At 44.3% G+C, this 23884-nt stretch carries 20 protein-coding genes; 17 read left to right on the plus strand and 3 right to left on the minus strand.

Annotation, left to right across the window (positions count from 1 at the left end):
* Nucleotides 1–37: 37 nt before the first annotated feature.
* Both ACROAE_RS16585 and ACROAE_RS16590 read right to left on the minus strand, forming a co-directional pair.
* Complete coding sequence (locus ACROAE_RS16585; protein ID WP_432403748.1) at nt 38–1108, minus strand: PepSY domain-containing protein; 1071 nt, start codon at nt 1106–1108, stop codon at nt 38–40.
* On the minus strand, nt 1105–1803 hold the full coding sequence (locus ACROAE_RS16590; RefSeq protein WP_432403750.1) for a PepSY domain-containing protein: 699 nt from the start codon (nt 1801–1803) through the stop codon (nt 1105–1107). The genes ACROAE_RS16585 and ACROAE_RS16590 overlap by 4 nt, the downstream gene beginning before the upstream one ends.
* A 419-nt stretch (nt 1804–2222) precedes the next feature.
* Between ACROAE_RS16590 and mraZ the strand changes: the two genes are divergently transcribed.
* From mraZ to lpxC, 15 genes are all read left to right on the plus strand, one after another.
* Entirely contained in the window at nt 2223–2681 is a 459-nt protein-coding gene (mraZ, locus tag ACROAE_RS16595) for a division/cell wall cluster transcriptional repressor MraZ (protein ID WP_432403752.1), read from the plus strand.
* Between the two features lie 24 nt (nt 2682–2705).
* Nucleotides 2706–3647 (plus strand): 16S rRNA (cytosine(1402)-N(4))-methyltransferase RsmH, encoded by a 942-nt coding sequence (rsmH, locus tag ACROAE_RS16600; protein WP_432403754.1) that lies wholly within the window; start codon nt 2706–2708, stop codon nt 3645–3647.
* Nucleotides 3648–3661: 14 nt separating this feature from the next.
* Nucleotides 3662–3976 carry a cell division protein FtsL gene (ftsL, locus tag ACROAE_RS16605; RefSeq protein WP_432403756.1) on the plus strand — a complete coding sequence of 105 codons (315 nt, stop codon included), beginning with the start codon at nt 3662–3664 and terminating at the stop codon, nt 3974–3976.
* Between the two features lie 11 nt (nt 3977–3987).
* The gene (locus ACROAE_RS16610; protein ID WP_432403758.1) at nt 3988–5736 is read left to right on the plus strand and encodes a penicillin-binding transpeptidase domain-containing protein; all 1749 of its coding nucleotides are present in this window, start codon (nt 3988–3990) and stop codon (nt 5734–5736) included.
* Nucleotides 5720–7213 carry a UDP-N-acetylmuramoyl-L-alanyl-D-glutamate--2,6-diaminopimelate ligase gene (murE, locus tag ACROAE_RS16615; RefSeq protein WP_432403760.1) on the plus strand — a complete coding sequence of 498 codons (1494 nt, stop codon included), beginning with the start codon at nt 5720–5722 and terminating at the stop codon, nt 7211–7213. The genes ACROAE_RS16610 and murE overlap by 17 nt, the downstream gene beginning before the upstream one ends.
* On the plus strand, nt 7210–8583 hold the full coding sequence (locus tag ACROAE_RS16620) for a UDP-N-acetylmuramoyl-tripeptide--D-alanyl-D-alanine ligase (protein ID WP_432403762.1): 1374 nt from the start codon (nt 7210–7212) through the stop codon (nt 8581–8583). Before murE ends, ACROAE_RS16620 begins: the two co-directional genes overlap by 4 nt.
* Complete coding sequence (gene mraY / locus ACROAE_RS16625) at nt 8584–9666, plus strand: phospho-N-acetylmuramoyl-pentapeptide-transferase (RefSeq protein ID WP_432403764.1); 1083 nt, start codon at nt 8584–8586, stop codon at nt 9664–9666.
* A gap of 21 nt (nt 9667–9687) precedes the next feature.
* On the plus strand, nt 9688–11010 hold the full coding sequence (murD, locus tag ACROAE_RS16630; protein ID WP_432403766.1) for a UDP-N-acetylmuramoyl-L-alanine--D-glutamate ligase: 1323 nt from the start codon (nt 9688–9690) through the stop codon (nt 11008–11010).
* Entirely contained in the window at nt 11000–12214 is a 1215-nt protein-coding gene (ftsW, locus tag ACROAE_RS16635) for a cell division protein FtsW (RefSeq protein ID WP_432403790.1), read from the plus strand. Before murD ends, ftsW begins: the two co-directional genes overlap by 11 nt.
* Complete coding sequence (murG, locus tag ACROAE_RS16640) at nt 12214–13317, plus strand: undecaprenyldiphospho-muramoylpentapeptide beta-N-acetylglucosaminyltransferase (protein ID WP_432403768.1); 1104 nt, start codon at nt 12214–12216, stop codon at nt 13315–13317. Before ftsW ends, murG begins: the two co-directional genes overlap by 1 nt.
* A gap of 1 nt (nt 13318) precedes the next feature.
* Entirely contained in the window at nt 13319–14785 is a 1467-nt protein-coding gene (murC, locus tag ACROAE_RS16645; RefSeq protein WP_432403770.1) for a UDP-N-acetylmuramate--L-alanine ligase, read from the plus strand.
* 112 nt (nt 14786–14897) lie between these two features.
* Nucleotides 14898–15668, plus strand: coding sequence for a cell division protein FtsQ/DivIB (locus ACROAE_RS16650; protein ID WP_432403772.1), 771 nt, complete (start codon nt 14898–14900; stop codon nt 15666–15668).
* Nucleotides 15665–16900: a cell division protein FtsA gene (gene ftsA, locus ACROAE_RS16655; protein WP_101088499.1), complete on the plus strand. Its 1236-nt coding sequence runs from the start codon at nt 15665–15667 to the stop codon at nt 16898–16900. The genes ACROAE_RS16650 and ftsA overlap by 4 nt, the downstream gene beginning before the upstream one ends.
* Nucleotides 16901–16926: 26 nt before the next feature.
* Nucleotides 16927–18093 carry a cell division protein FtsZ gene (gene ftsZ / locus ACROAE_RS16660; protein WP_432403775.1) on the plus strand — a complete coding sequence of 389 codons (1167 nt, stop codon included), beginning with the start codon at nt 16927–16929 and terminating at the stop codon, nt 18091–18093.
* A 211-nt stretch (nt 18094–18304) separates the two neighbouring features.
* Complete coding sequence (gene lpxC, locus ACROAE_RS16665; protein ID WP_432403778.1) at nt 18305–19225, plus strand: UDP-3-O-acyl-N-acetylglucosamine deacetylase; 921 nt, start codon at nt 18305–18307, stop codon at nt 19223–19225.
* Nucleotides 19226–19228: 3 nt separating this feature from the next.
* Here lpxC and ACROAE_RS16670 read toward each other — a convergent pair whose 3' ends face one another.
* Nucleotides 19229–19681, minus strand: coding sequence for a DUF721 domain-containing protein (locus tag ACROAE_RS16670; protein ID WP_188958953.1), 453 nt, complete (start codon nt 19679–19681; stop codon nt 19229–19231).
* 27 nt (nt 19682–19708) lie between these two features.
* Between ACROAE_RS16670 and ACROAE_RS16675 the strand changes: the two genes are divergently transcribed.
* Together ACROAE_RS16675 and secA are read left to right on the plus strand one after the other, a co-directional pair.
* Nucleotides 19709–20608, plus strand: coding sequence for a M23 family metallopeptidase (locus ACROAE_RS16675; protein WP_432403780.1), 900 nt, complete (start codon nt 19709–19711; stop codon nt 20606–20608).
* 58 nt (nt 20609–20666) lie between these two features.
* The gene (secA, locus tag ACROAE_RS16680) at nt 20667–23387 is read left to right on the plus strand and encodes a preprotein translocase subunit SecA (protein WP_432403782.1); all 2721 of its coding nucleotides are present in this window, start codon (nt 20667–20669) and stop codon (nt 23385–23387) included.
* The last annotated feature ends 497 nt before the right edge of the window (nt 23388–23884 follow it).

Consider the following 23884-nt stretch of genomic DNA (forward strand, 5'->3'; position numbering starts at 1 on the left):
TATCGGCATCGTCAGGCTAAAATTTAATCATCTTTCATTATTGATTCACATCCGATGTTTTTTCATACCATTGGCTGACTTGCTGCGGGCTTAACGCAAGGTTGGCATTGCTGATGATGTGTTGGCAACTGAGGCGATAACCTTGAGCTAGCTTGCGTTTACTTAATTTGGCTATGTCATACTCGCAGGCGGAAGGCGGCGTCGATAAATACTGCACCACACATTGGCCGCATTGACCTCCACCGCCACATTCGGTAATAAATCCTTTAGTGTGCAAAGTACTTGCATGCTTGTTGATATTGTCGAGCATTAACCCCGACTTAGCGCTGATTTGAGCGATTAATTTCTGTGAATCATAGAGTGTTACCGTTACTGGCCGTTTTCTCGCTGACCAGAAAAATCCCTGCTGTAATTGATACAGCAATAAACGAACGCCACTGATAGCAAATATGAGGCTCAGCACGGCAATTATTTGAGTCCAGAAGTGATTGAAACTTACGCCATTTTCCGAGTTGTAATCCATAAAATGCAGCATCAACAACCATTGTTGATAATCAGAGCGATTATTTTGATGCGCAATCACGCTACCTGAGTGGCGATTAACATAAATACGAGTATCTACCTCATCGTTAGCGGTTATCATCAATGTGCCAACAGGCATTGTGGTGTCGTGTTTAAGTGCTTTTGCTGGCGCAAGCTTGGCATCTCCTCGATAACTGGCACGGGAGATCTGTTGTATTTGAAGATCAGTTAGGCTCACTCTACTTAATACCTGCTGATGCTTTGTCGTGGTTTGCAGGGTGTCGGCCCATACAAACACTTGCTGACCATTCACTTGAGTCAGTTGATAAGCCGGACGAGCTAGAATGGCGATTAACTCTATGTCGCTAAGCGGCATGTGAGATAACCTCACCACATCATTAATCGACACCGTTATCTGCAGGCTTATTGGTGTTGTTTGTGCTACTACCGATTGTTGTTGATGCATGCTGGCAGAAAACCAGGCTGACGGAATCATGTTTAGCAATAAGCCAGTAACTATCCACAGCAGTAGTTGCAAGCCAATCAATAACCCTAACCATTTATGCAATTGTTGCCAGCGGATCATCGAGCCACCTTTTTATTGTGACTGAAGCGAAACCATAACAACATTGTGCCAAACAGTGCCGTGAGCAAACTCAAACTGGCCATTAACGTCAGTAGATTGTTATGGATATTGTCGCGTGTATCGTAGTCCATAATATGCAGCATCCACATAACATCAAATAAACGCCAGTACACATGACGCTTAGTCACGATTTCTCCTGTGTCTGCAGAGACATACAAACTACTTTGTTTAATATCGGCAAAATTAATTTGCCACACTGGTAGCCATTTAGGGTTTAACTCACTGGGGGCGGTTTGTACAAATAACTGCGCACTGCTAATAACGCCCGCTCCAGTATAAGCGCTAAGCGCAATATGTTTGGCTTGTTGTTCAGTCAGAGGAGCAAGCGGTAACCCCGTGTTGGCATTAAGAATAATTAACTGTGATTGCGAGGTGAATTGATAAAATGCTTGTCCTTGTCGCTGAGCTAAACGTATTTGGCTCGCGTCTGGATAATGTTGCAGTAGCGCCGTTATTGGATAAGTCACTGTGGTGAGAGCAACGTTTTTGGGCGCTGATGTTAGTGTATCACCGTGAATGAAATCGATGTCCATTAACACCATGTAGGCCCCTGACAATATCCATAAGGCCATTTGTAACCCGGCAAAAAGTGCAAACCAGCGATGAAAGCGGCGTAAAGTATGGCCATTTAGCATAATAGTTGCCGTGCAAATAAAGATGGGAGTGCTTTTTTAACACTAATTAATGATCAAGATCGACAATTTGTGAGTTTTTATTCTGATTAATTCGCATCGATTGCGGTGCTAATTCAACCAAAAGGTGGATTATTAGCGCTATTAAGAGATGTTAATAAAAAGATCACCACCGATTTTTAGCCGATAAAATGACCGTTATGTGTCTGGTTTAACTCATTTACCCTGATTTTAAGCTGTTTTTAACAACTGGCTTTGTCATTCATCCCGTTTGAGATTAATTTGCTGCTAACCCGCTTGGGGTCTGGATTTAATATATCTGTCCATTGCTTGACAACACTTGCATAGAGTCCCTAAACTTAGCATTTGTGGGAAAAAGTGGATCATTGTGGATCAAATGCTAACAAAAGAGGTCTCATAACGTGTTTCGGGGTGCCAGTGCTATCAATATGGACGCTAAAGGACGGATCGCAATTCCTGCGAGATACCGTGACGCGTTACGTGTAGAGCATGCCGGTACTGTGATTATCACTGTTGATATTGAATCCGCCTGTTTGTTGATTTACCCATTACATGAATGGGAGCAGATTGAAGCAAAGCTTAAATTGCTTTCAGATACCGTTCCACTTGAACGTTCCTTTAAACGAAAATTACTAGGTCATGCCCAAGATTGTGAACTAGACAGCCACGGACGCATTGTGATTCCGCCGGCTTTACGAAGTTTTGCCAGCTTAGAAAAGAAAACCATGCTGGTGGGCTTACTGAATAAATTTGAACTATGGGAAGAGTCAGCTTGGCAACAACAGATGGATGACGGTAATACACTCATCCACAGCCAAGATTTAGCCAGCAATGAACGCTTGGCACACTTTTCACTGTAGAGACCAAAAGGTTAGAAGAACCCAATGAGCCAAGAGTTTGCCCATTTATCTGTATTACTGAATGAGACCGTTGATGGTCTCAATATCCAACGTGATGGCATCTATATTGATGGCACGTTTGGTCGTGGTGGACATTCTCGTCATGTGCTGAGCCATTTGGGTGAAAACGGTCGCTTAATTGCAATCGATCGCGATCCTCAAGCCATTGAAGCGGCAAAGCAATTTGCTGATGATCCGCGGTTTCAAATCGTACATGGCGGTTTTGGTCAATTAGCACAATATGTCGAAGAGTTAGGACTGACCGGTAAAATTAATGGCGTGTTATTGGATTTAGGCGTGTCGTCACCGCAGTTAGATGATGCCGAACGTGGTTTTAGTTTTTTACGAGACGGACCATTAGACATGCGTATGGACAACAGTCAGGGGCAAACGGCAGCTCAATGGATTGCTCGCGCTGAAATTGAAGACATGGCATGGGTATTTAAAACCTATGGCGAAGAGAAAAACTCTCGTCATATTGCTCGCTGTATTGCAGCAGACCGTGAAAAAACACCGTTTTTACGTACTAAAGATTTAGCCGATTTAATCGCACGTATTACTAAAAATAAAGAACGCAATAAGCACCCTGCAACGCGAGTTTTTCAGGCAATTCGTATTTATATCAATAGCGAGCTAGAGCAGATTGATCAAGCTCTTGAAGGTGCATTAACGGTATTGGCGCCACAGGGGCGTTTGTCGGTGATCAGTTTCCACTCGTTAGAAGACCGTATGGTAAAGCGTTTTATTCGCCGCCATAGCCAAGCTGAAAGCGTGCCATATGGATTGCCTATTATGGAAGCAGAGCTTAATAAATCGCGTAAATTAAAGGCGGTTAGTAAGGCTTTAAAGCCTTCTGATGCAGAATTAGAGCAAAATCCTCGTGCCCGCAGCTCGGTTTTACGAGTTGCAGAGCGCTTAGATTATTAGTCTTTGAGGTTAATGTGAGCCAATCGACATTAAGTTTACCTCGAATTGTGTTGCAAGATCTTTGGCGTCACAAGTGGATTGTGTTGTTGGGGATGTTAGTCGTCTCTAATGGCATTGTGGTGGTGTATACCAGCCATGTGACGCGACAATTGATATCGCAGTGGGATCATTTGCTGCAAGAGCAAGATAGATTAGATATTGAATGGCGCAACTTATTATTAGAAGAGCAGTCGCAGTCTGAACACAGCCGTGTGACGCGAATGGCAACAAAAGAACTCAATATGGCGCGGCCGCTTCCAAAAGAAGAAATCATCATTCGAGTTCAGTGAGCATAGGGATTATGGCAAGACAAGCAAAACGAAAATTAAATCACGAACTGATTCCATGGCGTTTATACGTTGTGGTGGGGTTTGTTTTGCTATTATTTTGCAGCCTGATTGCACGTGCAGCTTATATTCAAATTATTGAGCCTGACAAACTGCGGCACGAAAGTGATATGCGCACCTTGCGTACCACCAGTAATCAAGTTCAACGTGGATTAATTACCGATCGTAACGGCGATATGCTCGCTGTCAGTGTTCCAGTACGTGCGGTGTGGGCTGATCCTAAGCATGCTCACGATCAAAATGCATTTAAAGACATGCGTCGTTGGCAAGCGCTAGCGGATGTATTGCAAGAGCCTGTCGATGAATTGGTTCGTAAAGTAAAAGGCAACCCGAAAAAACGTTTCGTTTACTTAAAACGCCAAGTGACTCCTGCCGTAGCTGATTACATTCAACAGCTCAAAATTGGCGGGATTTATCTTAAGTCAGAATCGCGTCGTTATTATCCAAGTGGTGAAATAGCAGCCCAGTTAATCGGTATTACTAATATCGATGACGTGGGTATTGAAGGTATCGAAAATACCTACAATACCTGGCTTACTGGTACACCCTCAAAGCAAAAAGTGCGTAAGTCGCGCGACGGTAGTGTGGTTGAACGTTTAGATATGGTGCAGGAGGGTGAAAGCTCGAACGACCTTGTATTAAGTATTGACCAACGTATTCAGCAATTGGCTTATCGTGAACTCAAGCGTGCCACTGAGATGTACCAAGCAACATCGGGCTCCGTTGTGGTGATAGACGTGCTCACCGGTGAAGTGTTAGCAATGGCAAATACTCCCTCTTATAATCCTAATTCTCGCGATAACTTACAGACTCACCGTATGCGTAATCGCGCATTAACCGACACCTTTGAGCCTGGATCTACCGTCAAACCGTTTGTGGTTGCAGCGGCATTAGAAGCTGGCACCGTTAAGGCAAATGAGCTTATCCAAACCTCGCCAGGTTGGATGCGTATTGGTGGTCGTCAAGTGCGCGACTCTAACAACTACGGCGAAATGTCGCTGGCAAAAATCCTTGTTAAATCAAGTAACGTTGGCATCAGTAAGTTGGCATTGTCTATGCCGGTGCAACAGTTATTGGGCACTTATCAGTCAATGGGGCTGGGTAATTATTCTGGCATCAATTTAACTGGCGAAAGTGCTGGGCTTATTCATGACCGTAACCGCTGGTCTGACTTTGAACGCGCCACCTTATCATTTGGTTATGGCTTTACCGCGACGCCTCTGCAAATTGCGCGTATGTACGCCACGTTAGGCAGCGGCGGTGTGTTGTATCCCGTTTCGATTTTAAAACTCAAGCAAGCCCCTAAAGGCGAGCAAGTTATTTCTACTCAAGTGGCTAAAGATGTCATGCAAATGCTTGTGGGCGTGACCGAACTGGGCGGCACCGCGAGACAGGCTCATATTGACGGTTATCCGGTGGCGGGTAAAACCGGTACCAGCCGTAAAGCCGTTGCAGGAGGTTATGGTGATGATTATGTTGGCTTATTTGCCGGTGTTGCGCCTGTTCACAAACCTCGATTAGCGATTTCAGTGGTGATTAATGAACCGAAAGGTGACAAATATTATGGCGGTGATGTCGCAGGGCCTGCTTTTGCCAAAATTATGTCCGGGGCATTGCAAATGCTGAATGTTGAGCCAATTTCAGAGCGAGAGGCTATCCATTTAGCCACTGCGCAAGGAGCGCAGCATGATGTTATTAAATGATTTATTAGCACCGTGGTTTCATTATGCTGGCTCAGAGTCGATTAATGGCTTAACACTAGACAGCCGCAGTGTCAGCCAAGGTGGATTATTTGTTGCTCTACCTGGTTATAAAGTCGATGGTCGCGAGTATATTTCACAAGCTATCGATGCCGGCGCTGCTGCAATATTGATTCATACTGATAATCCTGATCAGCACGGCTTAGTCGATTTACAGCAATACCAAGTTCCGTTGGTGTATTTTTTTCAACTGTCGCGACAGTTGTCTGCCGTTGCTGCCCAATTCTATGCAACTCATACCCATTCATTAGCATTAATTGGCGTAACTGGCACTAACGGCAAAACCTCTGTTAGCCAAATCATTGCACAAATCGTGAATTTACTCGGACACCCAGCGGCCGTTATGGGTACGTTAGGCAATGGCATTTGGGGACAATTAGTCGACAGCGGTAATACAACGGCTGATGCCATTACCGTAATGAAGCAATTAGCTGAGTTTAATGCTCAAGGGGTGAAAGTGTGCGCCATGGAAGTGTCTAGCCATGGTTTAGTGCAAGGCCGTGTAGAGGCCGCCCCCTTCGAAACGGCTATTTTTACTAATTTAAGCCGTGATCACCTTGATTATCATGGTGATATGGATGCTTATGCCGCTGCTAAGAAACGCTTATTTCATTTCCCTAGCTTAAAACACGGTGTGATTAACATTGATGACGCCACAGGTACCAAGTGGTTTGCTGAGCTCGCTAATCGTCAGATTAAGTCGTTCAGTACTCAAGGCGATGCCAGTGCCGACTTTTATTGTACCGAGGTGCAATATCATGATGCAGGTGTTAGCGCGGTGTTGCATTATCCAGCATTAAATGGCCAAAGCAGTTTATCGGCCAGCGTTGAATCACCCTTACTTGGCGCGTTTAATTTATCAAATTTAGTCGCAGCCATTGCAGCGTTGTATTTGCAAGGCATGTCGATGACCGCCATGCTCGCGGTGATGCCAAATTTAGTCCCTGTTTCCGGTAGAATGGAGCGTTTTTCCGCTGCTAATAAAGCCACTCTAGTGGTTGATTATGCGCATACGCCAGATGCCATTGAGCAAGCACTAAAAGCATTGCGCGTGCACTGCCAAGGTACCTTGTGGTGTGTGTTTGGTTGCGGCGGTGATCGCGACAAAGGTAAACGACCATTAATGGCGCAGGCGGCTGAGCAATATGCAGACAAAGTGATGATCACTAGCGACAATGCGCGCAGCGAAGATCCACAAACCATTATCAACGATATTTTACAAGGCATCAGCCAACCCAATAATGTGCTAACACATGTTGATCGTATTGAGGCTATTACTCGTGTTGCAGCATTAGCACAAGCTGATGACATTGTATTGCTTGCAGGTAAAGGGCATGAAACCTATCAAGAAGTTGCAGGTCAACGCATCGATTATGATGAACGCGCTTTAGCACTAGCTTTGTCTAAGGACGCATTATGATTAGTTTATCGCTTGCTCAACTCGCTGAGCACTTACAAGGTCAATTGCACGGTAAAGATCAAGCTATCTCAGCGGTGAGTACCGATAGCCGTAAGATAGACACAAAGTGTTTATTTGTTGCGTTAAAAGGTGAGCGTTTCGATGGTCATGATTTTGCCAAAACGGCCATCGATAATGGCGCTGCGGCATTGTTGGTTGATCATGTTCTGCCGTTTGATGTTGCGCAAATTGTGGTTGCCGATACTCAAAAAGCCATGGGCAATATTGGCGCGCTTGTGCGTCAACACGTTAACCCAATCAGCATTGCGCTGACGGGTTCTAACGGTAAAACCAGCGTGAAAGAAATGGTTGCCACTATTTTATCGCAACAACACCAGGTGTTATTTACCGCGGGTAATTTCAATAATGAAATCGGCGTACCGTTAACACTGCTGCGTTTAACTCAAGGCGATGAATATGGCGTGTTTGAGTTAGGTGCCAATCACCGTGGTGAAATCGATTACACCTCTTCATTAGTGCAACCGCAAGTGGCATTAGTGAATAATATTGGCAGTGCACACCTAGAAGGCTTTGGTTCGCTTGAGGGTGTGGCCGAAGCCAAATCAGAAATTTTTAATCATCTGGCTAACAACGGCACTGCGATTATTAATGCTGATGATAAATATGCCCCTTATATGATGCAACGCTCGCAAGGCCACAAGCAGTTACGTTTTTCGTGTCAGGCAGACGTTGATGCAGACGTTAAAGCTATCGATATTGAAGCTGACGAAAATGGCTGTTGCCAGTTCATGTTGACCTTCAATGGTCAGCAAGTCGCGGTGCAATTACCTCTGGCGGGATTACACCAAGTGAGTAATGCACTCGCTGCCGCGTCTATGTGCCTAGCGCTTAGTATTCCGTTATCGGTTATCGCACAAGGGTTTGTATTATTACAACCGGTTAAAGGGCGTATGCAGCCGCATAAGCTCGGGCGCATGCTGTTAATTGATGACAGTTATAACGCAAATCCCACTTCAGTCAGTGCTGCAATCAATTGGTTGCAACAACGTGATGGTTATCGTTGTTTAGTGCTGGGAGATTTGGGCGAATTAGGCGACAATGCTGCCCCTTTGCACGCCAGCGTTGGATTGCAGGCGAAAAATGCAGCAATAGAGAGGTTATTCTGTTGCGGTCAACTTTCGGGCCATACCAGTGAGGCTTTTGGTAGCGAGCATTTTTCCGCACAAGACAAATTGATTGTCGCATTACAACAACACCTCAAAGATGTTGAAGGCAATGTGACTATTTTAGTTAAAGGTTCTCGCAGCGCTGCTATGGAGCGGGTTGTCGACAGTTTATTGAATGCCTATGGGCGTGGGGAGTTAGTGTAGATGCTGGTTTATCTAGCCGAGTATTTAACCCAATTTTATAGCGGGTTTAACGTTTTTTCATATGTAACGTTCCGGGCTATTTTAGGCTTGTTGACTGCATTGGTGTTTAGTTTGTGGTGGGGACCGATTTTAATTAAGCACCTGCAAACGCTGCAAATTGGTCAGGTTGTACGTGATGACGGTCCAGAATCGCATTTCAGCAAGCGTGGCACCCCGACAATGGGTGGGATTCTGATCCTTGCAGGTATTTTTATCAGTGTGTTGCTATGGGGTGATTTATCGAATCGCTACGTATTAGTTACGCTGTTTGTGTTAGGCAGTTTTGGCGCGATTGGCTTTATTGACGATTACCGCAAAGTGGTTAAAAAGGACTCTAAAGGCCTTATTGCCCGTTGGAAATATGCACTGCAATCAATTGCAGCAATCATCGTGGCCGTGTTTTTATACAGCTCTTCGACCATGAATGGCGAAACACAATTAGTGGTGCCGTTTTTTAAAGACGTGATGCCACAACTTGGGTTGATGTTTATTGTACTGGCTTACTTCACCATTGTGGGCGCGAGTAATGCCGTGAACTTAACCGATGGTTTAGATGGCTTGGCGATTATGCCAACGGTCATGGTTGCGGCAGCATTTGCGTTAATTGCTTACTTGTCTGGTCATGCACAATTTGCCAGTTATTTGCATTTACCGCATTTACCTCTAGCCGGTGAACTCGTGATTGTGTGTACCGCAATGGTCGGTGCTGGCTTAGGCTTTTTGTGGTTTAACACTTACCCAGCACAAGTATTTATGGGCGATGTTGGTTCATTGGCATTAGGTGCTGCATTAGGTGTTATCGCGATTTTGGTTCGCCAAGAGATTTTGTTAGTGATTATGGGCGGTGTATTTGTAATGGAAACCGTATCGGTGATCTTACAGGTAGGTTCGTACAAGTTGCGCGGTCAGCGTATTTTCCGTATGGCGCCTATTCATCATCACTATGAGTTAAAAGGATGGCCGGAGCCACGGGTTATTGTGCGCTTTTGGATTATCTCATTGTTTTTAGTGTTATTGGGTCTTGCGACTCTAAAACTACGCTAAGCAATCATTAAGGTAGATATTATGCAATCTAAGTACACGCACATTGTTTTAGGCTTGGGAGCTACAGGGCTTTCAGTCGTGCGTTTTTTAGCAACCAAGGGCATTAAACCCTTAGTGATGGACAGTCGTCGTAATCCTCCAGGGGCCGAGACACTGGCACAAGAATTTGCAGATATTGAATTAATAAAGGGTGGGTTTGATTGTCGCTACTTAGTGCAGTCGAGTCAGATCATTATCAGCCCTGGTGTACCTATTGATACCCCTGAAGTGCGTGCTGCACTGGACATGGGTATTGAAGTCATTGGCGACGTAGAGTTATTTGCTCGTGAAATTGCCGATCGTAAACCTTGTGTTGTTGGTATTACCGGCTCAAACGGTAAATCTACCGTGACCACATTGGTTTACGAAATGCTGCAAAAAGCCGGTATGTCTGTCGCCATTGGCGGCAATATCGGCACGCCGGCATTGGATTTACTCAGCGAAGATGCTGAGTTTTATGTGCTTGAACTGTCGAGTTTTCAGTTGGAAACCACGCATTCGTTAAATTGTATTGCTGCGACCTGTTTAAACATTAGCGAAGATCATATGGATCGCTACAGTGACTTGAACTCGTATCGCGAAGCCAAATTACGTTTATACCCACAAAGTCGATTTGTGATGTATAACCTCGATGATGAGCTCACGTATCCATTAGAGCCAATGAACCAAAATCATTTTTGCCTTGGCGTACCAGAAGGCGATGCTTGGGGATTAAGTGATGGCAAGATTTTCCATGGCGACAGTGAGATTGTTAACTTAAATGAAGTGTCATTGATTGGTAGCCACAACCACGCCAATTTACTTGCGGCAATGTCACTCGCGTATGCCTGTGGTGTCGATAAAGAGTCGATGGTTGATGTCGCGAAGCATTTTGTTGGCTTAAGTCATCGCTGTGAATTAATCGGTGTCAAACAAGGTGTGTCGTATATTAACGACTCAAAAGCCACAAACGTAGGTGCAACCGTTGCTGCATTAGAAGGGTTAAATTCGCACCTGGGTGATTTATATTTAATTGCGGGCGGTGACGGTAAAGGCAGTGATTTCAGTCCGCTTACTGAACCGCTGGCTAACATTACTCAGCTGATTACGTTAGGTCGTGATGGACCTAAAATTGCCAAGTTAAAAGCAGACTCAATAGCCGTGAATAGCATGGCAGAAGCGGTAGCCAAAGCGGCAGAATTAGCATCGTCTGGCGATATCGTTTTACTGTCGCCTGCCTGTGCCAGTTTAGATATGTATAAGAGCTTTATGGCTCGTGGCGATGACTTTAAGCAATGTGTGGAGTCGTTACCCGATGGCGAGTAACGAGCAACAACTCAGCTTGTTTAAACAAGGCTTGAATTGGGCTTTACCGTCATTGTTGTCTGACAACAGTGCGCCGGGAATGCCGCTGTATGATCGTAGTTTTTTAGTGGCGATTATTGGCTTGATGTGTTTTGGTTTTGTCATGGTGATGTCGGCTTCTATGCCTGAAGCCACAAAGCTAACTGGCGATCCATTTTATTTTATGTACCGCCATGTGTTGTATTTAATTGGCTGTGTGGTGATTGCGTTTTTTGTGTTGAAGTTTGAGGTTAGCTACTGGGAAAAAAACAGTGGCATGTTGATGCTAGGCGTACTGGTATTGCTCATTGCTGTATTGTTTATTGGTACCTCGGTAAACGGCGCAAGGCGCTGGTTGTCTATCGGGCCAATACGTATTCAAGTCGCTGAAATGGCCAAGTTTGTGTTTATTGTTTACATGGCAGGCTATTTAGTTAGGCGTCATGGTGAGTTACGCGAAAACCGCAAAGGCTTTATTAAACCTATTGGTGTATATGGTTTATTTGCATTGTTAATTCTATTGCAGCCTGACCTGGGTACCGTGGTGGTATTGTTCGTGTGTACGGTAAGTTTATTGTTTTTAGCCGGCGCCAGAATCATCGACTTTATGGCGTTGATTTTGTTAGGGGTCATCACATTTGTGCTGCTGATATTGTTTGAGCCATACCGTATGCGACGAGTGACCTCGTTTATGGACCCATGGGAAGACCCATTTGGTAGTGGCTATCAGTTAACACAATCATTAATGGCGTATGGCCGTGGTGATTGGTTTGGCCAAGGTTTAGGTAACAGTATTCAGAAGTTAGCTTATTTGCCTGAGGCGCATACCGACTTTATTTTTGCCGTGATAGGTGAAGAGCTCGGTTTTGTTGGCATCATTATGGTGTTGCTGGCGTTATTTTTTGTGGCTATCCGTGCGATTAGATTAGGCAACTTGTGTTTAAAGATGCAACGTCCATTTGAAAGCTACGTGGCATACGGCGTCGGGATTTGGGTGTGTTTCCAAACAGTCGTTAACGTGGGCGCCAGTATTGGTATGCTGCCAACTAAAGGGTTAACACTGCCCTTTATTAGTTATGGTGGCAGTAGTTTATGGGTCATGACCGCGGCGGTGATGTTACTGGTCAGAATTGATTACGAGCGCCGACTGAGTTTGGTGCAAGCCGTACAAGGGAGAACAAGTTAATGAATAGCAATGTGAGTCGTTCTCCACGTATTTTGGTGATGGCAGGCGGTACTGGCGGGCATGTCTTTCCTGCTCTGGCAGTAGCGAAATATTTGGCTGAAAAAGGCTGGCAAGTGCGTTGGTTAGGCACGGCTGACCGAATGGAGGCGCGTTTAGTGCCTCAGCACGGCTTTGATATTGAGTTTATTGATATTAAAGGTGTTCGCGGCAATGGCCTTATTAGAAAATTAGCCGCACCATTTAAAATAGTGCGTTCGATTATTCAAGCTAAAGCCGTGATAGATGATTTTAAACCGAATGTCATTTTAGGCATGGGTGGATTTGCCAGCGGACCTGGCGGTGTAGCGGGTAAGTTATCGGGTGTACCAGTCGTTTTGCATGAGCAAAATGCAATACCCGGAATGACCAATAAATTGCTGTCTAAAATTGCTAAAAAAGTATTGTGCGCGTTTCCCAATACCTTTGGCAATAACGTTGCGAATGTGGAAGTTGTTGGTAACCCTATTCGCCAAGAGCTTATCGCATTAGGCGAACAAACCAAAAAGCCGCAAGTCGATGCGTTACGCATTTTAGTGGTCGGTGGCAGTTTAGGTGCCAAAGTGCTCAATGATGTGATGCCTGCAGTGGTAGCTCATTTAAGCAAACATCACTCGATTACGGTATGGCACCAAGTGGGTAAAAATAACCACACTGCAGTTAAAGCCAGTTATCAGCAATTAGGCCAGCTAGACACGGTTAATGTGGCCGAATTTATTGATGATATGGAAGCCGCTTATCGTTGGACAGATGTGGTTGTTTGTCGCTCAGGTGCGTTAACCGTATCTGAACTCGCCGCAGTAGGGCTTCCAAGTATTTTGGTGCCTTATCCACATGCAGTAGACGATCATCAAACCGTAAATGCGTCAGTGTTGGTTGATGCCGGTGCAGGCTTTTTATTACCGCAAACGATTTTAAATGCAGACAATCTTGCTGAAAAATTGCAGTTGTTTGCTGAACATAGAGAAGAACTCGCCCAAATGGGCCGAAAAGCACGAGGCGTTGCAGTGTTAGATGCCACTCAACGAGTAGCAGATATTTGTGCCTCAGTTGCAACAAAGGGTTGAAATGACAAAGACAGAAAGATACGCACAACTTCGTAGCATGATCCCTGAAATGAGACGGATCAAGCGCATTCATTTTGTTGGCATCGGTGGTGCTGGCATGGGTGGTATTGCCGAAGTGTTAGTCAATGAAGGCTATCAAATCAGTGGTTCTGACATTGCGGTTAATAGCGTAACAGAACGCCTACAAAGCTTGGGTGCAAAAATCATTATTGGCCATCAGGCCCAAAGTGTTGAGCAAGTTGATGTGGTGGTGGTGTCTACCGCAATTAACCCGCAAAACCCTGAGATTATTGCTGCAAAAGAATTACGTATTCCGATTGTTCGCCGTGCTGAAATGCTGGCAGAGCTGATGCGTTATCGTCATGGTGTAGCTATTGCTGGCACTCACGGTAAAACAACAACCACCAGTTTAATTGCCAGTGTGTATGGTCAGGCAGAGCGTGATCCAACATTTGTGATTGGTGGACTGTTAAACAGCGCAGGCACTAATGCACGTTTAGGCAAAAGCCGTTATCTGATTGCTGAAGCGGATGAAAGCGATGCAAGCTTTTTGCATTTGCAGCCAATGGTCAGTGTGATCACCAATATCGAAGCGGATCACATGGATACTTATGGTGGCGACTTTGAAAAGTTAAAAACCACCTTTGTCGATTTTTTACATAACTTGCCGTTTTATGGTGTTGCCGTTATGTGTATTGACGACGATGTCATCCGTGAAATTATGCCGCGTATTGGTCGCCAGGTAGTGACTTATGGCTTTAGTGAAGATGCCGATGTGCAAGCGATTAATTTTGCGCAAAATGGCCATCAATCTAGCTTCACTGTGAAACGCCATAATAAGGATGATTTAGACATTGTCTTAAATCTACCTGGGCAGCATAACGTATTGAATGCTTTAGCTGCGATAGCGGTAGCAAGTGAAGACGACATAGATGATAACTCGATTGTACAAGCGTTAGCAGAGTTTGAAGGCATTGGCCGTCGATTCCAGCACCTAGGTGAATTTGCGACTCCTAACGGTAATGTCATGTTGGTCGACGATTATGGTCACCATCCAAGTGAAGTGTTGGCAACGATTAAAGCTGCGCGTGCAGGTTGGCCAGATAAACGCCTCGTTATGGCGTATCAACCGCATCGTTATAGTCGTACACGTGATTTATATGAAGACTTTGTTGATGTGTTGTCGCAAGTCGATTGTTTACTGCTACTTGATGTTTATGCCGCAGGTGAAGCACCTATTCCTGGCGCAGATGGACGAGCGTTGTGTCGTTCAATTCGTTTGCGTGGGCAAATTGATCCTATTTTTGTTGCCAGCCCAGATCAGTTAGCCGCTGTCTTGCCAGATGTATTACAGGATGGTGATTTATTTTTTACTCAAGGTGCAGGCAATATCGGGGCATTATCGAAAGAATTAGCCCTTAGCGAATTAGGCTTTAAAGCTCAGCAAGAAGAACAAGGAAATGATTGATTTTTCATCAATTATTGTGTTGAAAAATCGAGCTTTAATCCTAAAGGATTGGTCGATATAATGGCCGATCTTTTGGGGCTAACCCCGGAACAACGTCAGAGGCGGATTTAAGGTGTCGTGGAGCGATAAAGGGCGCCAATTAAAACAGAATCTAGCACGTGTAAATTGGTATTTTTGCACTGGCGTACTGTTTTTACTATGTGTGCTCGGCACAGTTGTTTGGGGTGGAATACAGCTTCATAATCTGCTTAATGATGCAGATGCTCTGCCCATTGAGGCGGTAGCCGTTAAAGGTGAGAGGCTTTACACCACCGATGACGAGATTAAAAATGCGCTGCAATCGTTAATGCAAAATAGTTTTTTTAGCGCAGATGTACTTGACGTGCAAAAAGCATTAGAAGCCTTACCGTGGGTATATCATGCCTCAGTAAGACGAGAATGGCCGGCAAAATTTAAAGTGACTCTGCAAGAGCAACAAGCAGTGGCACATTGGAATAACACCGCGTGGTTGAATGTAAATGGTGAGGTTTTTGAAGCGCTTGCGCATGCAGAACACACCAGTTTACCACTCTTATCAGGACCAGAAGGAACTGAGCAAGAGGTGTTAACCAGTTTTCAACAGTTAAATGATTTACTAACAATAAATGGCTTCACCTTAGTCAATTTACGTTTAAGTCCTCGTCATGCTTGGCATGCAGTATTAGCCAACGGGATTGAAATTGAGCTCGGGCGAGAAGATAAAATGTCACGGATACAACGCTTTATTAATGTGTATCCGACGTTGAAGCAAAGTGATAAACCAGTTGCAACCGTTGATTTACGTTACGATACCGGGTTTGCAGTAGGCTGGGGTGATTCAAAACAGAGAGTCGACAATAAATGACCAAAAATCAGGAAAGAAACCTCATCGTGGGGCTAGATATAGGGACATCCAAGGTCGCAGTGATCATTGGTGAAGTATTACCTGATGGTGAGATTAGTGTCATTGGTTTAGGTAACCATCCTTCACGCGGTATGGACAAGGGCGGTGTTAACGATCTCGACTCTATAGTACGCAGTGTGCAACGTGCATTAGATCAAGCTGAGTTAATGGCTGATTGCCAAGTGTCGTCAGTGTATTTAAGCATTTCGGGTAAGCACATTGCTTGTCAAAATGAAAACGGCATGGTGTCAATTAACGACGAAGAAGTGACTCAAGAAGACGTTGATAATGTTATTCATACCGCTCGCTCAGTAAAAATACCGACAGAGCGCCGTATTTTGCATGTGTTGCCGCAAGAGTATTCAATCGACGTTCAAGATGGCATTAAAAGCCCTATTGGTATGTCTGGTATGCGTATGGAAGCCAAAGCACACATCGTGACATGCGCCAATGATATGGCCAAAAACATAACCAAAAGTGTTGAACGTTGTGGGTTAAAAGTCGACGACTTAGTGTTTTCAGGGATTGCGTCAGCAGACTCTGTACTGACTAACGACGAGAAAGATTTAGGCGTATGTATCGTCGATATTGGTGGTGGAACGACCGATATTGCTGTATATACCAACGGCGCATTACGTCATTGTGCGGTTATCCCAGTCGCGGGTAATCAAGTGACCAGTGATATCGCTAAAATTTTTAGAACACCGTTAACTCATGCCGAGCAGATTAAAGTGCAATTTGCCAGCGCAAGAAGTTCAACGGTAAGTCGCGAAGACAGCATTGAAGTTCCGTCAGTAGGCGGCCGTCCTTCGCGCAGTATGTCCAGGCATACATTGGCTGAAGTTGTTGAGCCAAGATATCAAGAATTGTTTGAGCTCGTGCTTAAGCAGCTGCAAGACAGTGGGTTAGAAGACCAAATTGCAGCAGGTATTGTACTCACCGGAGGCACGTCCTCAATATCAGGTGCAGTTGACATTGCCGAGGCAACATTTGGTATGCCAGTTCGTGTGGCATCACCGTTGCCTGTAAAAGGGTTATACGAATATGTGGATCAACCTATTTACTCAACAGGAATAGGCTTGCTTCATTATGGCGCTAGGCGAGTCATCGAACGTCAGTTCGAGCGACCAGAGCGTCAAGGGGTTACCAGCTTTTTGAATCGGGTCAAAAGTTGGTTTAAAGGTGAATTTTAATAACGCAGACATACGGAGATCAGACAATGTTTGAGATCATGGACACTCATTCAGACGAAGCGGTGATTAAGGTCATCGGCGTCGGTGGTGGCGGCGGAAACGCTGTCGAACATATGGTAAAACACAGCATCGAAGGTGTTGAATTTATCGTCACAAATACAGATGCGCAAGCATTACGTAAATCAAGCGCGGGTTCTACAATCCAGCTTGGACGTGATGTGACTAAAGGCCTTGGTGCTGGTGCAAACCCAGATGTGGGTCGTCAAGCCGCTGAAGAAGATCGCGAAAATATTCGTGCTGCCATTAAAGGGTCAGATATGATCTTTATCGCAGCAGGTATGGGCGGTGGTACGGGTACTGGTGCCGCACCTGTCGTAGCAGAAATTGCGCGCGAAGAAGGTATTTTAACTGTTGCTGTAGTGACCAAGCCTTTTCCTTTTGAAGGGAAAAAGCGTATGGCCTATGCAGAACTGGGCATTGCCGAGTTAGCTAAACACGTGGATTCGTTAATTACGATCCCAAATGAAAAGCTGCTTAAAGTGCTTGGCCGTGGTACTTCATTGCTTGATGCATTCGCTGCAGCCAACAACGTACTACTTGGTGCCGTTCAAGGTATTGCAGAGCTAATTACTCGTCCAGGTTTAATCAACGTCGATTTCGCCGATGTGAAAACGGTAATGTCTGAAATGGGTAATGCCATGATGGGCACCGGTGTCGCACGTGGAGATGATCGCGCTGAAGAAGCTGCAGAAGCTGCTGTGGCCAGCCCATTACTTGAAGATATTGATCTAGCGGGTGCGCGCGGCGTATTGGTTAACATTACCGCAGGTATGGACATTACAATCGAAGAGCTTGAAACTGTGGGTAACCACGTTAAAGCTTACGCATCAGACAATGCGACTGTTGTTGTTGGTGCTGTCATTGATCCTGAAATGAGCGACGAGTTACGTGTGACTGTTGTTGCTACCGGTATTGGCGCTGAGAAAAAACCAGACATTCAATTGGTGTCAAAACCTGTTGCACGTCCAGAGCCAGTTGCCATTGAGCCTCGTCCAGAGCCTGTTGAAGAAGTGATTCCTCAAACTAGCTATGCGGCGCCAAAAGGCAACGCGGTTCCACAGCAACAACCTTCTCAACGTCCTGATGCTGATTATCTTGATATTCCAGCATTCTTACGTAAGCAGGCTGACTAAAACTCGGATAAAACGTGATGTTTTCGCGTGATTAATGAGTACGCTGTTGTAATAAAGGTTATGTTGCAAGCCGGTTTACGGATTTGCTACTGGGTCAGTGATTTTTTTGTGAAAATCCAAACTTATGGTAGCATGTCATACCAGCTCTGCATGATAGTCTTAGGCTATTTTTGCAACTATTTGTTTAATATTGATATTTACGGGTTAATGAATGATTTTTCAAAGAACTGTTCAAAAAATGGTGAAGAGCACTGGAGTCGGATTGCATTCTGGCAATAAAGTGACTCTATGCATTATGCCCGCACCAGTAAATACAGGGATTGTACTTAAGCGTACCGATTTAAGCCCAGCTGTGTCTATTCCAGCCAAGGCCGATATGGTGCGTGAAACCACTATGTGTACAGCCTTAGTAAACGATGCTGGTATTAGAATATCAACGATTGAGCATCTGTTTGCGGCACTTGCCGGCTTAGGCATCGATAATGCAATTATCGAAGTCGATGCACCAGAAATCCCGATTATGGATGGTAGTGCAAGCCCGTTTGTGTTCTTACTGCAAAGTGCAGGCATCAAAGAACAAGCGGCGCCGAAAAAATACCTGAAAATTACCAAACCCGTGCGTGTTGAAGATGGTGATAAATGGGCTGAGCTAAAACCTTTTAAAGGGTTTAGAGTTGATTTTAAAATTGACTTTGCTCATCCAGAAATTGCCCGTAGTCAACAACACATGATTATGGATTTTTCAACTTCAGCGTTTGTTAAAGACATTAGTCGTGCCAGAACATTTGGTTTTATGCGTGATATTGAATACCTACGTGCAAATAATCTTGCACTTGGTGGCAGCATGGAAAATGCCGTTGTACTTGACGAATATCGTGTATTAAACCCTGATGGTCTGCGTTATGAAGACGAATTCGTTAAGCACAAAATTCTCGATGCATTTGGTGATTTGTATGTTGCAGGTCATGCCATCGTTGGCGAATTTGTTGCTTATAAAACCGGACATGCGTTAAACAACCAACTCGTGCGTGCATTACTTGCTCAGCAAGATGCATGGGAGTTAGTCAGCTTTGACAAAGAGGCTGATGTTCCCGTCAGCTTCATGGTTCCGGGTGCGCTCGCGCACGCTTAATCGTTAAGATTGCCTATTACGGCTGGCTAATGCAGCCAGCCGTTTTAGTTTTTCACCTAGCGTACCATCGACATGTTCCGCCAATGCTTCAATATGTTGTGCTGCAGTGGTACTAATAACGTTTTGATTGGTGCTAACTTGTGGCTTAACTAATGCAAGCCCAGGATTGACTTTAACCTCAATAGCGGTAAGCATCGGAAGCGTGTCAATTTGAAGCTGTTGTAATAGCTTCTGCTTTTGAAAGTTTATTCTTGCAGCCCATGCTGCAGATGTAGTTTCAATAACAAGAACACCCTGGCGGAGATTAGCAACTTTAAGCTGCTCTGCTACAGGACCATTTAATGTCTGTTTTACATATTGATTCAGATTATTTAATAGTTCTGCTTTCTCGGCAAGTTCAGGCAGTCTCCCAGACAAATGGACTAAATTACTGAGATCTTGAGGGGGCTTTTTCATATGATAATAAGATGGCTGAATTAGGCTATGAGTGTAACAGTTTTTATTCAAGGTCGAAATGGCGTAACACGTTGGCAACCCAGCAAACGGTGGTTACTCTTACCTATTATTCTTATGGCCACAGGCACTGGAATATATCAATACAACACTGACCGCTTTGCTAGCCAACAAGCTAAAGTTGACGAAAACAAACAATTACGTCAACAGCAAACGCAACAAGTGATTGAACTCAAAACCGCAACTGAAACCCAATTAGCAGCACTTGTTGCTCATGTGGCGAAAATGCAAGCCAAAATTACCCGACTTGAAGCCCTTGGCCAACAAGTTGCGCAAAATAACCTCCTTGATGATCAATTTGATTTCTCTACAGAAGTTGGACTCGGTGGTTTAAGCGAAATAGGTAATGGCGTCGAATTAAGTCAGCTTATCGATGAAATGAGTAAGCTGGCATCCAGAATTGATAATAATAATGTTCAGTTATCCCTACTTGAAACAGTAGCATCTAATCTCCATATAGATGAAGAGCGTTATATATCAGGGCGGCCAATCGATAAAGGTTGGTTATCTTCGCCCTATGGTTTACGAAATGACCCTTTTAGCGGCCGTCGAACAATGCATAAAGGCATTGATTTTGCCGGTAAAGAAGGGGCGGATGTTACAGCAACTGCAGCAGGCGTTGTAACATGGTCAGGAAGCATGCTTGGGTATGGCGAGTTAGTCGAAATAGATCATGGTAATGGTCTTCGCACTCGATATGGTCATAATAAATCTCTGTCAGTAAACGTAGGTGACGTGGTTGCCAAAGGCGATAAAATTGCCAGTATGGGAAGCACAGGCCGTTCAACCGGCCCCCATGTGCATTACGAAGTGTTGCGCGGTAAGCAACAAATAGATCCACAAGAGTACGTTTACCGCAAAGCAAGTTAATAATATTAACGGTTAATGCGCTCAAATGAGCCAAACCTACAACAGATAAGTGATTAAGATGTTAGGCAAACTACTGACAAAAGTATTCGGAAGTCGCAACGATCGCACTCTGAAAAATCTCGGCAAAATCGTAAATCAAATTAACGCATTAGAGGCTGACTATGAAAAGCTATCTGATGAAGAGTTAAGAGCCAAAACAGAAGAGTTTCGTCAGCGCTTAGACGGCGGCGAAAACCTAGACGGCATCATGGCTGAAGCCTTCGCGGTAGTGCGTGAAGCGTCAAAACGTGTTTTCGATATGCGCCCCTTCGACGTACAGCTACTTGGCGGTATGGTTTTAGACAGTAACCGTATTGCTGAAATGAGAACCGGTGAAGGTAAAACATTAACGGCAACATTACCTGCATACCTTAACGGAATATCAGGTAAAGGTGTTCACGTTATTACCGTAAACGATTACTTAGCGCGTCGTGATGCTGAAAACAACCGTCCATTATTTGAATTCTTAGGCTTAACCGTAGGCATTAACGTTGCCGGTTTAGGTCAACATGAAAAGAAAGAAGCTTATAACGCTGATATTACCTATGGTACTAACAACGAATTTGGCTTCGACTACCTTCGTGACAACATGGCGTTTTCACCACAAGAACGTGTACAGCGCCCACTGCATTACGCACTGATTGACGAAGTCGATTCAATCTTAATTGATGAAGCTCGTACGCCATTAATTATTTCAGGTGCAGCAGAAGATAGCTCAGAGCTATACGCTAAAATTAACTTGTTAATTCCAAGTTTAATTCGCCAAGATAAAGAAGACACCGAAGATGAAATTGGTGAAGGCGACTACAGCATCGACGAAAAAGGCAAGCAAGTTCATTTAACTGAACGAGGCCAAGAGAAAGTTGAGCTACTTCTTATCGAAAAAGGCATGTTAGCTGAGGGTGATTCACTTTACTCTGCCACTAACATCTCTTTATTACACCATGTTAATGCTGCATTACGTGCGCATACATTATTCGAAAAAGATGTCGACTATATTGTTCAAGATGATGAAGTTATTATTGTTGATGAACATACCGGTCGTACCATGCCAGGTCGCCGTTGGTCAGAAGGATTACACCAAGCTGTTGAAGCTAAAGAAGGTGTTAATATCCAAAATGAAAACCAAACGTTAGCGTCTATTACGTTCCAGAACTACTTCCGTCAGTATGAAAAACTGGCTGGTATGACAGGTACCGCAGATACTGAAGCATTCGAGTTTCAACACATCTATGGATTAGACACCGTTGTGGTGCCAACTAACCGTCCTATGGTTCGTAACGATATGGCCGACTTAGTCTATCTTACTGCACCAGAGAAATATGCCGCCATTATTAAAGATATCGAGGGTTGTCGTGAACGTGGTCAGCCAGTATTAGTCGGTACCGTGTCCATCGAACAATCAGAATTGCTTAATTCACTATTGAAAAAAGCTAACATTCCACATAGCGTGCTAAATGCTAAATTCCATGAGAAAGAAGCTGAGATTGTTGCCCAAGCCGGTAGTTTAGGTGCAGTGACTATTGCAACTAACATGGCTGGTCGTGGTACAGATATCGTATTAGGCGGTAACTGGAACATGGAAATTGAAGCGCTAGATAATCCAACTGCGGAACAAAAAGCTAAAATTAAAGCAGATTGGCAAATACGTCACGACGAAGTGCTTGCAGCAGGTGGTTTACACATTTTAGGTACCGAGCGTCATGAGTCACGCCGTATCGATAACCAGCTACGTGGTCGTGCGGGTCGTCAAGGTGATGCGGGTTCTTCACGTTTCTACTTATCGATGGAAGACAGCTTAATGCGCATCTTCGCATCAGACCGCGTATCGGGCATGATGAAAAAGCTTGGTATGGAAGAGGGTGAAGCTATTGAGCATCCTTGGGTATCGCGTGCAATTGAAAATGCTCAACGCAAAGTAGAAGCGCGTAACTTTGATATTCGTAAGCAACTTCTTGAATATGACGATGTTGCCAACGACCAACGCCAAGTTGTCTACGCACAACGTAATGAGTTAATGGACGCTGAGAGTATTGAAGATACCATTAAAAACATCGAACAAGATGTTATTGCCGGTATTGTCGACCAGTATATCCCACCACAGTCACTTGAAGAGTTATGGGATGTTAAAGGTTTAGAGCAACGTCTCAGTAATGAATTTAATCTCAAGCTCACTATTCAAGAATGGTTAGATAAAGAAGAAGACTTACACGAAGAAACGTTACGTGAGCGTATATTAGGTTCATGGACTGAAGCTTACCAAGCGAAAGAGCAAATGGTCGGTGCGCAAGTGCTGCGTCAATTTGAAAAAGCGGTAATGCTGCAAACGTTAGATGGATTGTGGAAAGAGCATCTAGCCGCAATGGATCATTTACGCCAAGGTATTCACTTACGTGGTTATGCGCAAAAGAACCCTAAACAGGAATATAAGCGTGAATCATTTGAATTATTCCAGCAAATGCTCGAATCATTAAAGAATGATGTTATCAGCGTACTGTCTAAAGTACAGGTGCAAGCCCAATCTGATGTTGATGAAATGGAACAGCGTCGCCGTGATGAAGAAGCAAAAATACAACACGCTTATCAACACGCAGCAGCAGAATCATTAACGGGATCAGAAGAACAAGCTCCAGAAACACCGCGTACCGTTATTCGTGATGGTGAAAAAGTCGGTCGCAATGATCCTTGTCCATGTGGCTCAGGTCAAAAATACAAACAGTGCCATGGAAAGTTAAGTTAATAATCCATTTCACGAATTAAAAGGCAGCGTATATACGCTGCCTTTTTTATTTCTAGGTAAGACTAAACCCCAACAAAATCGGGCTATTGTGGATAACTTTGGGGGTAAATAGTGCGTAACATGTAGTTAAGTACCCAAAGTGATAAAAGATCATAAAAAGATCGTTTTTTTACGTAAAAGCGCTTGCACTAAATCTTAAGCTGCCTATAATGCGCATCCACTGACACGGCAGACAGCGAAAGCAAAAGCCGGTGAGTGTTATCAAGCCATTGAGGTGGCAGAGATAACGGCAAAAAGAAGTTTGAAAAAACACTTGACGCCATAAAGGGAATGCGTAGAATACGCAGCCCTGACCTACTGAAACGGTCAACGCTCTTTAACAATTTATCAAGTAATCTGTGTGGACATTCACAGGTATTGAGTTATTCGAAATTGTCTTCTTGTTCTTCGGAATGTAGGCAATCAAAAAATTTAAACTCAATGATGAGAATGTTCAT

The organism is Shewanella sp. MF05960, assembly GCF_050849305.1.
In the GTDB taxonomy this organism is placed as follows: Bacteria; Pseudomonadota; Gammaproteobacteria; order Enterobacterales; family Shewanellaceae; genus Shewanella.